Origin of the sequence: Roseibium sp., from assembly GCF_965233565.1 — a bacterium.
Classification (GTDB): Bacteria; Pseudomonadota; Alphaproteobacteria; order Rhizobiales; family Stappiaceae; genus Roseibium.
The window spans coordinates 1,318,404-1,331,784 of sequence record NZ_OZ247494.1 but is presented as its reverse complement, the minus strand read 5'-3'; the positions used below and the strand labels follow the sequence as shown (position 1 = coordinate 1,331,784).

General features: G+C 60.7%; 11 protein-coding genes. All 11 read left to right on the top strand.

Annotated elements, in window-relative coordinates; translation table 11 throughout:
- Positions 1–4: 4 nt before the first annotated feature.
- The 11 genes from murD to ACO6TG_RS06280 all read left to right on the top strand — a co-directional run bounded on the left by murD (position 5) and on the right by ACO6TG_RS06280 (position 13,380).
- Positions 5–1,408: a UDP-N-acetylmuramoyl-L-alanine--D-glutamate ligase gene (gene murD / locus ACO6TG_RS06330; RefSeq protein WP_422377396.1), complete on the top strand. Its 1,404-nt coding sequence runs from the start codon at positions 5–7 to the stop codon at positions 1,406–1,408.
- Between the two features lies 1 nt (position 1,409).
- Positions 1,410–2,567 carry an FtsW/RodA/SpoVE family cell cycle protein gene (locus tag ACO6TG_RS06325; RefSeq protein ID WP_094071693.1) on the top strand — a complete coding sequence of 386 codons (1,158 nt, stop codon included), beginning with the start codon at positions 1,410–1,412 and terminating at the stop codon, positions 2,565–2,567.
- A 17-nt stretch (positions 2,568–2,584) separates the two neighbouring features.
- Positions 2,585–3,691, top strand: a complete 1,107-nt coding sequence (gene murG / locus ACO6TG_RS06320; RefSeq protein ID WP_422377395.1) for an undecaprenyldiphospho-muramoylpentapeptide beta-N-acetylglucosaminyltransferase — start codon at positions 2,585–2,587, stop codon at positions 3,689–3,691.
- Positions 3,688–5,088 (top strand): UDP-N-acetylmuramate--L-alanine ligase, encoded by a 1,401-nt coding sequence (murC, locus tag ACO6TG_RS06315; protein WP_422377394.1) that lies wholly within the window; start codon positions 3,688–3,690, stop codon positions 5,086–5,088. The genes murG and murC overlap by 4 nt, the downstream gene beginning before the upstream one ends.
- A gap of 12 nt (positions 5,089–5,100) precedes the next feature.
- Positions 5,101–6,072, top strand: a complete 972-nt coding sequence (gene murB / locus ACO6TG_RS06310; RefSeq protein WP_422377393.1) for a UDP-N-acetylmuramate dehydrogenase — start codon at positions 5,101–5,103, stop codon at positions 6,070–6,072.
- Positions 6,073–6,999 carry a D-alanine--D-alanine ligase gene (locus ACO6TG_RS06305; protein ID WP_422377392.1) on the top strand — a complete coding sequence of 309 codons (927 nt, stop codon included), beginning with the start codon at positions 6,073–6,075 and terminating at the stop codon, positions 6,997–6,999.
- Positions 6,987–7,901, top strand: a complete 915-nt coding sequence (locus ACO6TG_RS06300) for a cell division protein FtsQ/DivIB (protein WP_422377391.1) — start codon at positions 6,987–6,989, stop codon at positions 7,899–7,901. The genes ACO6TG_RS06305 and ACO6TG_RS06300 overlap by 13 nt, the downstream gene beginning before the upstream one ends.
- On the top strand, positions 7,898–9,220 hold the full coding sequence (ftsA, locus tag ACO6TG_RS06295) for a cell division protein FtsA (RefSeq protein WP_094071688.1): 1,323 nt from the start codon (positions 7,898–7,900) through the stop codon (positions 9,218–9,220). The genes ACO6TG_RS06300 and ftsA overlap by 4 nt, the downstream gene beginning before the upstream one ends.
- 115 nt (positions 9,221–9,335) lie before the next feature.
- Positions 9,336–11,102 (top strand): cell division protein FtsZ, encoded by a 1,767-nt coding sequence (gene ftsZ / locus ACO6TG_RS06290; RefSeq protein ID WP_422377390.1) that lies wholly within the window; start codon positions 9,336–9,338, stop codon positions 11,100–11,102.
- A 256-nt stretch (positions 11,103–11,358) separates the two neighbouring features.
- Positions 11,359–12,303, top strand: coding sequence for a UDP-3-O-acyl-N-acetylglucosamine deacetylase (gene lpxC / locus ACO6TG_RS06285; protein ID WP_422377389.1), 945 nt, complete (start codon positions 11,359–11,361; stop codon positions 12,301–12,303).
- Positions 12,304–12,567: 264 nt separating this feature from the next.
- Entirely contained in the window at positions 12,568–13,380 is an 813-nt protein-coding gene (locus tag ACO6TG_RS06280; RefSeq protein ID WP_422377388.1) for an outer membrane protein assembly factor BamD, read from the top strand.
- Position 13,381: the final 1 nt, after the last annotated feature.

Here is a 13,381-nt window from a genome sequence, read left to right as displayed (position 1 = left end):
GGCGATGATCCCGGTCACCACATTCATGAGCCAGAAGGTCGCCCTGTTCGGACTTGGCGGGTCCGGGCTCGCGACCGCGCGGGCGCTTCGCGCCGGTGGGGCCGATGTAGTGTGTTTTGACGACAATGCAGACCGTGTTGCCGATGCGGCAGCCGAGGGGCTCACGACCGGTGACTTGAGGAAACTCGACTGGACCGAGGTTGCCGCGCTGGTGCTCGCGCCTGGCGTGCCGCTGACCCATCCCGTTCCGCACTGGTCTGTCGATCTGGCCCGGGATGCAGGCGTCGAAATCATCGGCGATGTGGAGCTATTCTGCCGGGAGCGGCGCAATCTCTGCCCGTCTGCGCCCCTGATCGCGATCACCGGCACGAACGGCAAGTCGACCACGACCGCGCTTGTGACGCATCTCCTGAAGGAGATGGGACTTGATGTTCAAATGGGCGGCAACATTGGAACGCCCGTCCTCGAACTCGAGCTGCCGCAGCCCGGACGTCACTATGTGATTGAGTGCTCGTCCTACCAGATCGATCTGGCGCCGACGCTCGATCCGACGGTCGGCGTGCACATGAACCTGTCGCCGGACCATCTCGACCGGCACGGCTCAATGGAAAACTATGCAGCGATCAAGGAACGGCTGGTCGCAGGAGCCAAGGTCGCCGTGGTCGGCGTTGACGACCGGCTGTCCTCTGACATTGCCGACCGGCTCGACATGGCGCGCAAGCCTGTCTGCCGCATTGCCGGCGAACGGGAGCTTACGGATGGCATTTACGCTCATAAGGGAAAACTGATCGAAGCCCATGACGGGGCGCAGAACGTTGTGGCCCTGCTCGGCGGTATCGACAGCCTGCGGGGCGACCACAATGGCCAGAACGCGGCGGCTGCCTTTGCTGCGCTCCGGGCGCTTGAGCTTCCGGCCGACAAGATTTCCTACGCCATGAAGTCCTTTCCCGGCCTGCACCACAGGATGGAAGTCGTCTCGAAGCAGGGACGGGTGCTGTTCATCAACGACTCCAAGGCAACCAATGCGGATGCCGCGGCGCGGGCCCTGTCGAGCTTTGACCGGATCTACTGGATTGCCGGAGGCCGGGCCAAATCCGGCGGCATCTCGTCGCTCGACGAGTATTTCCCGAAGATTGCAAAGGCATTCCTGATTGGCGAGGCAGCCAGGGATTTCGCCAAGACACTGGAAGACCGGGTGCCGCACACGATCAGCGGAACGCTGACGCAGGCTGTCAAGGATGCCGCCGCGGAGGCGGCGGAAGACGGGGCAGAGGAAATCGCCATACTTTTGTCGCCGGCCTGTGCGAGCTTTGATCAATTCCCGAACTTCGAATTGCGGGGCGCTGCTTTTGTAGACGCGGTGCGTGCCTTGCCTGACGCTGGAAACACTCAGGAGGAGGTTGCGTAAGATGGTGTCACGCGCCGATCGCAGCAAATTCGCCGAATGGCTTTGGACCGTCGATCATTACCTGCTCGCCGCGTTCGGACTTCTGCTCGTTGCAGGCGTGGTCTTCGCCTTCGCCGCCAGTCCGCCGGTGGCCGAACGGATCGGCGTCGGGTCGCTCTATTTCGTCAAGCGGCAGGCAATGTTTGTAGTGCCGGCACTGGCCATCATGCTGGCTGCCTCGCTGATGACGCCGCGCATGGTGCGCCGGGCCGCGCTGGTCGTATTCGCCATATCGGTCTTTCTGCTGATCGCGACCCTGTTCATGGGGTTCGAAACCAAGGGCGCGAGGCGGTGGATCTATGTGGCGGGTGTCTCTGTCCAGGCCTCGGAATTCCTGAAACCGGCCTTTGTGATCCTGATCGCGTTCCTGCTGTCCGAAAGCGGGCGCCGTCGCGAGATCCCGGGTGTCCTGTTCGCCTTCGTGCTGTTTGCGATCTGCGCCGCTCTGCTGATCGCCCAACCTGACTTCGGTCAGACCATGCTGCTCGGGCTGGTTTGGGCCGGTCTCTTCTTTCTTAACGGCATTTCCTGGCTGATCATCGTGGCGCTCGGATTGATCGGTATCGTCGGGCTCTTTGCGGCTTACGCCTTCCTCCCGCACGTGACGACACGTGTCGACCGGTTCATGGATCCCAGCAAGGGGGACACCTACCAGATCGATGCGGCAATCGACTCCTTCCTGTCCGGGGGCTGGTTCGGCCAGGGGCCGGGCGAGGGGACCGTCAAACGGGTGTTGCCGGACAGCCATGCCGACTTTGTCTTTGCCGTTGTCGGCGAAGAATTCGGAATTCTCATCTGCCTGCTGCTGGTGGCTGTCTTTGCCTTTATCGTGCTGCGCGGTCTGAAACATGCCAGCCGCGACCAGGACGCGTTCAGCCGTCTGGCCACTGCGGGACTTGTTGTTCTGTTCGGTTTGCAGGCCACCATCAATCTGGCCGTGAACCTTCACCTGATGCCGTCCAAGGGCATGACACTGCCATTCATTTCCTATGGCGGTTCATCGCTTCTGTCCTCGGCCATGACAGCCGGTGCCATTCTGGCGCTCACGCGCAGGCGGCCTCAGCCGTCGCGCGGCGACGTTGTCACCGTCAGCCGGTTGTCGCCCTCGTCCCTAATGTAAGCCCAAAGCCGGTTTCCATGAGCAAAACAGTTTTATTGACGGCCGGCGGTACCGGCGGCCACTTGTTTCCCGCACAGGCTCTTGCCAGTGAACTGATCCGGCGTGGCTGGACCGTCGAACTGGCGACAGACGAGCGGGCAGACAAATATGGCAGCGCCTTTCCGGCCAGAGACGTTCATATCATCGCCTCGGAAACCATTCGGGGCCGTAACCCGATTGCCATTGCCAAGACAGCCCTGAAACTGCTCTGGGGCACGGTCCAGGCGCGCAAGGTCATCAAATCGCTCAAGCCGGATGTTGTCGCCGGTTTCGGTGGCTATCCGACGTTCCCACCGATGTTTGCGGCGCGGCTGTCGGGGACGCCATCCATTCTACATGAAGCAAACGGCGTCATGGGCCGGGCCAACAAGATGCTGGCCAAGGGCGTGACGGCGATTGCCACCAGCGTACCGATGGATGAATTGCCGGGAGACCTGAAGTCCAAGCTCACCGAGACCGGTAATCCGGTGCGCGATGCAGTCATAGATGCCTCGGAAATCTTCTATTCCGTTCCGGATTCAATCGGTCCGTTCAGACTGCTGGTCTTTGGTGGTTCACAAGGCGCGCGCTTTTTCTCCGATCTGGTGCCGCCGGCGGTCGAAAAGCTGCCGGAGGACAAACGCAAGCGGCTTCAGATCGTGCAGCAATGCCGGCCGGAGGATATGGAACGGGTCCAGGAAGTCTATGACAATCTGGGCGTTCAGGCCGAATGCGCGCCGTTCTTCCAGGACATGCCCCAGCGCATCGCGCAATCCCATTTGGTGCTCTGTCGCTCCGGAGCGTCGTCCGTAAGCGAGCTTGGCGTTCTGGGGCGCCCGTCCATCCTGGTGCCGCTGCCGGGCGCCATCGACCAGGATCAGGCCGCCAATGCCAAGGTGTTGGAGAAAGTTGGCGGGGCCTGGCCGATCCGTCAGGTGGATCTCTTCCCGGAGCGTCTTGCCAAGGAGCTTGTCCGCTTCATGGAAACACCTGAGATGCTGAAAGACGCTGCCAAAAATGCCCGTAGTGTCGGACGGCCCGATGCGGTGAAGCGGCTTGCGGATCTGGTCGAGGAAGTTGCCAATTCAAAAGGAGAACGGCCATGAAGATGCCGCAGGATATCGGACCGGTTCATTTTGTCGGCATTGGCGGCATCGGCATGAGCGGCATTGCCGAAGTGCTGAAAACACTCGGCTATGAGGTTCAGGGATCGGACATGGCGGAAAACGCCAATGTCCAGCGGCTGCGCCAGAACGGCATCAAGGTCACTGTCGGCCATGCCGCAGAAAATCTCGGGGACGCCGAGGTTCTGGTGGTCTCTTCGGCGATCAAGAAGGACAATCCGGAATTGGTCGCTGCCCGGGAGAAACTGATCCCGGTGGTGCGCCGCGCTGAGATGCTCGCCGAGCTGATGCGCTTCAAGCAGTCCATCGCGGTCGGTGGCACCCATGGCAAAACCACGACCACCTCCATGGTTGCTGCTCTGCTGGATGCCGGCAACCTGGATCCGACCGTGATCAATGGCGGCATCATCAACGCCTATGGCACCAATGCCCGCATGGGCGAGGGCGACTGGATGGTGGTCGAGGCGGATGAAAGCGACGGTACCTTCATCAAGCTGCCGGCCGACATTGCCATTGTCACCAACATAGATCCGGAACATCTGGATCATTACGGCGATTTTGCCGGCGTACGCGCGGCCTTCCGGCAGTTTGTCGAGAACGTGCCCTTCTACGGGTTTGCCGTGATGTGTCTGGATCATCCGGAAGTCCAGACCATGATCGGCACAATCGAGGACCGGCGCGTGGTCACCTACGGCACCAATCCGCAGGCCGATGTCCGTTTTACCGATGTCTCCATGGATGGCGGCAAATCGACCTTCTCCGTCAGCATTCGGGACCGGCGCAGCGACCAGGTGACCGAGCTGAAGGATCTGGTGCTGCCGATGCCGGGCCTTCACAACGTTTCCAATGCAACAGCGGCGATCGCAGTCGCCTCGCAACTGGGCGTCGGGGCAGAAGACCTTGAAAAGGGCATTTCCTCCTTCGGTGGCGTGAAGCGGCGCTTTACCCACACGGGCACTGTGAACGGCGTTCAGATCTTTGACGACTACGGGCATCATCCGGTGGAGATCAAGGCCGTGCTCCACGCGGCCCGCCAGTCAACCAGAGGCAAGGTGATCGCAGTGATGCAGCCGCATCGCTATTCGCGATTGCACAGCCTGTTCGATGATTTCTCCAACTGTTTCAACGATGCCGACAGCGTGATCATCACGCCTGTCTATGAAGCCGGCGAACAGCCCATCGAAGGGGCTCTGCACACGGATCTCGTGTCAGGCATGAAAACACGCGGTCACCGCAACGTTCAGGCTGTCAACGGTCCGGAGGCAATTCCGGCCCTCATCAAGGACATGGCCGAACCAGGAGATTTTGTCGTCTGCCTCGGCGCCGGCAATATCACACAATGGGCCTATGCCCTGCCGAAGCAGCTTGAAGATCTCTGAAGGAGACGGCTCGTGAGTTTCCCAGATCTTCTTGAGGAGCATCCGGACCTGGGCGAAGGTATCCGGGGCAAACTGACGGCCAATCAGCCGCTATCCGCGGTGACGTGGTTTCGCACTGGCGGGCCGGCGCAACTGATGTTTCAGCCGGCCGACGAAGACGATCTGGCTGCCTTTCTGAAGAAACTGCCGAACGGGATACCGGTCCTGCCGGTAGGCCTGGGATCGAACCTTCTGGTGCGCGACGGTGGTCTGGAAGGCGTCGTCATTCGGCTGAGTGCCAAGGGCTTCGGCGGCATTGATGATCTTGGCGGCAATCGCCTGCTGGCCGGGGCTGCGGTTCCGGACAAGCGTCTGGCGGAAGCTGCGGCCAGGGCCGGCCTTGGTGGATTTGCGTTTTATACGGGCATCCCGGGCGGGCTTGGTGGTGCCTTGCGCATGAATGCAGGCGCTCACGGAACAGAGACCCGCGAGCGCATGGTGGAACTCACGGCGGTTGATCGTGACGGAGAACGACACGTCCTGTCCAACGCCGACATGGGTTATGCCTATCGTCATTCGGCCGCTTCGAAAGACCTGATCTTCACCTCGGCGGTGTTTGAGGGGATCCCGCAGGACGAGGCCGACATTCGTCAGGACATGGCCGATGTGGTCGCACACCGCGAGAAGGCGCAGCCGATCCGCGAAAAGACCGGTGGCTCGACCTTCAAGAATCCGCCTGGCACCTCCGCCTGGAAGGAAGTCGACGCGGCCGGGTGCCGGGGGCTTACCGTCGGCGGGGCGCAGATGTCGGAAATGCACTGCAATTTCATGATCAACACCGGCAATGCCACCGGCCACGACCTGGAGCTCCTTGGTGAAACCGTGCGGGCGCGGGTTCTGAAACACAGTGGCATTCGGCTGGAATGGGAAATCAAGCGATTGGGAGCGTTCGGGCCTCAAGGAGCGATCGAACCGTTTTTGGGTGAAGAAGGGGAGGCCGCGTAGATGGCCAAGAAACATGTCGCCGTTCTGATGGGTGGATGGGTCAACGAGCGGCCGGTCTCTCTGACCAGCGGCCGGGAATGCGCTGCCGCCCTTGAAGAGGCCGGCTACAAGGTCACGAAGGTCGATGTCGACCGCAACGTCTCGGCCGTTCTGGCCAAATTGAAGCCCGACGTGGCCTTCAATGCGCTCCATGGACCTTTCGGGGAAGATGGCTGCATTCAGGGAATATTAGAGTTTCTTAACATTCCCTATACCCATTCCGGGGTGATGGCTTCGGGCCTTGCAATGAACAAGGTGAAGGCCAAGGCGGTGATGCAGGCCGCCGGTGTTCCGGTCACCGAACACCTGATTGTGAACCGTTACGACATCCAGCGCGAACACCCGATGAAGCCGCCCTATGTGCTGAAACCGATCAACGAGGGCTCCAGCTTCGGTGTCTTGATTGTCAAGGAAGATCAAGAGTTTCCGCCGCAGGAGCTGTCCCGGACCGACTGGCCGTACCCGGATGTCCTGATGTGCGAAAAGTTCATTGCGGGGCGCGAACTCACCTGTGCGGTCAAGGAGGACCAGCCCCTTGGCGTCATCGACATCGTGCCGATGGGCCACAGCTTCTACGATTATGATGCAAAATATGTAGAAGGCGGTTCAAAACACATTCTTCCTGCAAAAATTTCACCGATTGTTTACCAAACCATAGAGACACTAGCGGTTAAGGCGCATCAGGCTTTGGGATGCCGCGGTGTTTCCCGGGCCGATTTCCGATTCGATGAACGCGAAGACGGTTCCGGAGACCTGATCTGCCTAGAAGTGAACACGCAACCAGGCATGACGCCGACTTCTCTTGTGCCCGAAATGGCGGCCCACAAGGGGATGAGTTTCAAGGACCTGGTGAGTTGGATGGTTGAGGACGCGAGTTGCTGTCGTTAGCGCGCAAAAAGACCCGGGACCTGCTGACCCCGCTGGAAGCCGAACTGGCTCCGCGGGGGCGCGGCGTTGCGCGTCTGCATCGTCAACCGGTCTGGCGCTCGGCCGGACGACTGACCGATCTGCCGCGCTGGACCGGTTCTGCTGCTGCGCTGGGGTTCTTAACCTTAACAATTGGTTATGGAATAGTCATAGGGGGGCACGGCCGTATCGTCTCCGATGCGTTCCTGTCGGCGGCCGGGTTCGGTATCGAGGCCGTCAAGCTCTCCGGTCAGCGGGAAATCAACGAGTTCCAGATCCTGGAAGCTTTGGAAATCCATGAAGGTTCATCGCTGGCCTTGTTCGACGCGGATGGCGCCCGCGAGCGTCTTAGCAAGATGGCCTGGGTCAAGCACGCCTCGGTGATGAAGCTTTATCCGAGCACGCTCCAGATCAATATCGAGGAACGGATCCCCTACGCCCTGTGGCAGCGCGGCGATCTTGTGTCCATTGTCAACGAAGCCGGTGACGTGATCACGGATGAGGTCGACGGCCGCTACGCCAACCTGCTGCTGGTGGTCAATCATGGCGCACAGCGTCGGGCGACGGAAATCAACACGGCGCTGGAGAAAGTGCCGGATCTGCGCCCGCGGGTGCGTGCAGCGTTTCTCGTGTCGGACCGCCGTTGGGATCTGCAGCTGGAGAACGGCATCTCGATCCGGCTGCCACAGGACAATATCGATGCGGCCCTGGCCGATCTGATGGAAATGGACAAGGAAAGCGGCTTGCTGTCGCGAGACATCATTGCAATCGACATGCGCCTTGCCGACAGGGTCACGGTGCGCCTTTCCGACGAAACCGCGGAAGAACGCAAGATCATGACCGGCGGCAACGGGCGGAATGCAAAAAGGGAGCGGGATACATGAGCCGTTCCTCAAGCAATCTCTATTTGCCGAAGATGCGGCCGCTGCCGAGCCGTCGTTCGGTCATCATGTCGGTTCTGGATGTCGGTTCGACCAAGATCTGCTGCCTGATTGCAAAGCTGGTGCCGCAGGAAGACAAGACGATCCTGTCGAGCCGCTCGCACAAGGTCGAAGTGCTTGGCTATGGCTATCAGCGCTCGCGCGGCATCAAGTCCGGCGTCGTGGTCGACATGGATGCAGCCGAGCATGCGATCCGTCTTGCGGTCGATAGCGCCGAACGCATGGCCGGCGTGACCGTTGAATCGCTGATTGCCAATGTCAGCTGCGGCCGCCTGCAAAGCGAGATTTACAGCGCCAGCGTGCCGCTTGCCGGCGACAGCGTGTCGGAAGCCGACATTCAGCGGGTTCTGTCCGCAGGTTCCAGCCACTCCATCACCGATGGCCGGGCCGTCACTCACGCGTTGCCGATTTCCTATTCGCTGGACGGCAGCCGCGGCATCCGCGATCCGCGCGGCATGATGGGCCACAAGCTCGGCGTGGACATGCAGGTCGTGTCGGCGGAAGTGCCGCCGGTACGCAATCTGGAACTGTGCATCAACCGCGGTCACCTGCATGTGGAAACCATGGTGGCAACGCCGTTTGCCAGCGGCCTGTCGACGATTGTTGACGACGAGGCGGAGCTCGGTGTCGCCTGTATCGACATGGGCGGCGGCACGACGACACTGTCGGTCTTCGTCGACGGTCACATGGTGCATCTTGATGCGATCGCCGTTGGCGGCAACCACGTCACCACGGATATCGCAAGAGCGTTCGCGACCCGTCTGCAGGATGCGGAACGCCTGAAAACCCTTTACGGCTCGCCGCTGGCTTCCAGCTCGGACGATCGTGACATGCTCACGGTGCCGCCGCTGGAAAGCGACAGCGACCTGCCCAACCAGATCCCGCGCTCGGCTTTGACCCGGGTCATTCGCCCGCGTGTGGAAGAGATCCTTGAACTTGTGAGAGATCGGCTGACGGCGTCCGGCTTTGCCGGACGTGTGGGCAAGCAGATCGTCCTGACAGGGGGCGCTAGTCAGCTCACGGGTCTTGGAGAAGTTGCGCGTCACATCCTGGGGCGCAACGTCCGTCTTGGCCGGCCGCTTGGTGTCGCCGGTCTTCCCGAGGCTGCCAAAGGTCCGGCATTTGCCGCCGCGGTTGGCCTCTTGATTTATCCGCAGGTCGCTCAGATCGAACAGTTCGAACACAAGAACGGACGGTCAGGGTGGGGCGGGCAATCTGGTTACCTGGCCCGTGTTGGCCAGTGGATCAGGGAAAGCTTCTGACGACATGAGCCAAGAAGACGACAGCCAGGAATTGGAACTGCCCGTTGTGGCAGAGGAACTTAGGGAAGAAGAGGGTTCTCCCGTAGCGGGGGCACCAGTGGGTCGCGAGGATAATATGACCATCAACCTGAAGATGCCCGACATTCAGGAGCTGAAGCCGCGCATTACGGTCTTCGGCGTCGGCGGCGCGGGCGGAAACGCCGTCAATAACATGATCACAGCAGGCCTCCAGGGGTGCGACTTCGTCTGCGCCAACACGGATGCCCAGGCACTGGCAATGAACCAGTCCGATCGGCTCGTCCAGATGGGCGTTGCAGTTACGGAAGGTCTCGGCGCCGGGTCCCAGCCGGAAGTCGGCTCTGCCGCGGCTGAGGAAGTGATCGACGAGATCAACGACCACCTGTCCGGATCCCATATGGTGTTCATCACCGCCGGCATGGGCGGTGGCACCGGCACCGGTGCAGCGCCGGTGATTGCCCGGGCCGCACGCGAGCAGGGCATCCTGACCGTCGGCGTGGTCACCAAGCCGTTCCAGTTCGAAGGTGCGCGCCGCATGCGCATCGCGGACAGCGGCATTGAGGAACTGCAGCGCAATGTCGATACGCTGATCGTCATTCCGAACCAGAACCTGTTCCGGATTGCCAACGCCCAGACCACTTTCGCCGATGCTTTTGCAATGGCCGACCAGGTGCTCTATTCCGGTGTTGCCTGCATCACCGACCTGATGGTGAAAGAAGGCCTCATCAACCTCGACTTCGCCGACGTCCGCTCCGTGATGCGCGGCATGGGCAAGGCGATGATGGGCACGGGTGAGGCCAGCGGCGAGAAGCGTGCACAACAGGCTGCGGAAGCGGCCATTGCCAACCCGCTGCTGGACGAATCCTCCATGAAGGGTGCCAAGGGCCTCCTGATCTCGATCACCGGCGGCAATGATCTGACGCTGTTCGAGGTCGACGAAGCCGCTACCCGCATCCGTGAGGAAGTGGACGCCGACGCCAACATCATCCTGGGCGCGACCTTCGATGAGACGCTGGACGGCATCATCCGGGTTTCCGTTGTGGCCACCGGCATTGACCGGGAGGAGGGCCTTGCCGCCGCTCCGTTTCCCGGCACTGCAGCACAGCCTTTGAAGGCCGAAGCGCCGGTTCTGGCCCGCACGCCGGAGATCACCACCGCCAAACCGGCGCCGGCGCCTGAAAAGGCCAGCGCACAGGATGCGGCCGCCAAGGCTGTTGCCAACCTGGAAAAGGAACTGGCTCTGCCGGATCCCGCTCCGGTCGCCGTCGCCAGCGATCCGGCCGTTGAAATCAAGAAGGTTCAGCCCAGCAGCGCTTCGCTCTCGGCCAAGCCTGCCATGATGGATATCGAGGACGAGGCTCCGGCTCAGGTTGTTGAAGACACCCCGGTCAGCCAGCCGTATATCCCGCCTGTGGCTGAAGCCCACAATCCGGCACCGCGTATGCCGCGGGTCGAGGACTTCCCGCCGATCGCTCAGCGTGAAATCCGGGCGCAGCAGGATACGGCACCGGCCCAGCCGCAGGCTGCTCAGCAACCGGCAGCCGCGCCTGCGCAGCCGCAACAGGCCGAACCCTTTGCCGAGCATGACGAGGAGGACCGCCGTCCGATGGGACTGCTGCGTCGTCTCGCAAGCGGCCTCGGGCGCCGCGAAGAAGACGAAGACGAGCATGAGGCACCGGCACCGGTTGCCCGTCAGGCTCCGCAAATGCAGCAGCCGGCACCGCGTGCACCGCAGCAACGCCCCGCTGCACAGGGCGCGACCGGCCAGCTCGACAACACGGGCCGGGCCGCTCCCAAGCCGCTCGCTGCCAGCGAAGACGAACAGTTGGAAATCCCGGCATTCCTGCGCCGGCAGGCCAACTGATTCGACACGCGATCTTCTTCCCTGATCGCAACAGCCCGAGGCTCACGCTTCGGGCTGTTTTTGTAACAGAACGAATTTCCTTATATTTTTCAGTTATTTGCCGGCCTGTGGATCGTTACAAACCGTAATAAAGCTTTATTTCGCTCTGCAGCAGAACGGGACTATCTTCCCAGCCAACGTGGGATCGTTAAAAGTCCGTAACTCCTCAGGAGTAATTCCCGGACATTTGCGACCGCAATTGGAAGGGCAGGGTTTCATGACCACTTATGTTGACCGACAGACGACGCTTGCCGATCAGGTGACCCTGACCGGTATTGGCGTTCATTCCGGCAAGCCGGCGTCGATCACTCTGGTACCTGCCGAAGCTGGTGTGGGGATTGTGTTCACCCGTACCGACCAGGACAATGCCTGCGAAATTCCGGCCCGGTGGGACAAGGTCACGCAGACCGCACTTTGCACGGTTCTGGGCGATCCCTCCAAGGACGGGGTTTCGACCGTCGAACATCTCATGGCCGCACTTTTCGGCATGGGCATCGACAATCTGATAGTCGAGATCGACGGTCCTGAGATGCCGATCATGGATGGCAGCAGCTCGGTCTTTGTCGAGGCAATTGAGCAGGTCGGCCTGAAGAAACTGGATCGCGGCCGTCGGTATCTGAAGGTCAACAAGACCGTGCGTGTGGACAATGGCAGCGCCTGGTGTGAATTGCACCCGCATGACGGCACGAAATTTGACATCACGATCGATTTTGACACGCCGCTGATCGGCAAGCAGCAGTTCGTTGACGACATCACGCCGGACGTGTTCCGCGATGATCTTTCTCGCGCACGCACTTTTGGCTACGTGAAGGATGTCGAACAGCTCTGGAAAATGGGCTTTGCGCTCGGCTCGTCGCTTGAGAACTCCGTTGCCATCGCAGACGACAAGGTGCTGAACCCTGAAGGAACGCGCTGGCCGGACGAGTTCGCCCGTCACAAGGCTCTGGATGCCGTTGGTGACCTGGCGCTGGCCGGTCTGCCGATCCTCGGCCTCTACCGGTCCTACAAGGGCGGTCACAAGATGAACCATGCCATCCTGGTCAAGCTGTTTGAGGACCCGAGCGCGTTCGAAATTGTCGAGGCGCCTGCGTTCCGGCAAGTTGGACAGGTCGACAAGGGCGGGATTGCCGCCGCTGCGGTGTTCGGCCCCGACGTTTCCTGAGGTTAATCCACGGCTGCTGTTTTCAGCAGCCGTTTTCATTTGTGCGGAATGCGGCGCTTTTTGGCGCTATTGCCATAAAATTGCTCAAAAAAAGCGTCACATCGCCGATCAGGACGTGACGGGGGCAGGTAAAGTCCGCTAAACACTCCTGTCGAATAAATAGGAAGACTGCCTGCATAATGGGTGGTCTGTGGGGCCGGGCGGTCCGGGAGCATAGGCGTGAACGGAATTGAGACTGGTTCTGATTTGGGCAGAACCAACCGTATGAAGAATTTTCTCAGAATGGCCGTTCTGGCGGCGCCGATTGCGCTTGCCGCCTGCGGGGGTAAGGACGATCTGGATGAGCTTGCGCTCAATGACACGCCGCCCGAAGTGCTGTTCAATGAGGGACTGGCGCTGCGTGCACAGGGCAAGCTGCGCGACTCGACCGAAAAATTCGAAGAGCTGGACAAGCTTTATCCCTATTCCGAGTATTCCAAGAAGTCCCTGGTCAACCTTGCCTTCCTGAACTACTCGCGCGGCAAATACACCGAAACGGTGACCGCGGCCCGCCGGTTCGTGACGCTTTATCCGGGCGACGAGGATTCGGCTTACATGCTCTATCTCGCCGGCCAGAGTTTCTTCCGGCAGATGCCGGACATCACGCGCGACCAGGCCGTGACCCGCAAGGCGGCGTCGGCCTATTCCGAACTGATCCAGCGTTACCCTGAATCTGAATACGTTCCGGATGCAGAAAAGAAACTGCGCATCGTCAAGGATCAGCTTGGCGGCAAGGAGATGCAGGTCGGGCGCTACTATCTGAAGAAGCGCAACTACATCGCCGGCATCAATCGCTTCAAGACTGTTGTCGTTGATTATCAGACCACCCGCCATGTCGAAGAGGCACTGTTCCGCCTGACCGAGGCCTACTACGCCCTGGGTGTCGTCAATGAGGCTCAGACAGCAGCTGCGGTCCTGGGGCACAACTACCCGGACAGCCAGTGGTACAAGGACGCGTTTTCGCTGTTGAACAAGGGTGGTTATTCACCGAGCGAAGACGCCGGCAGCTGGATCAGCCGCGCCTTCCGCAGTATTTGAC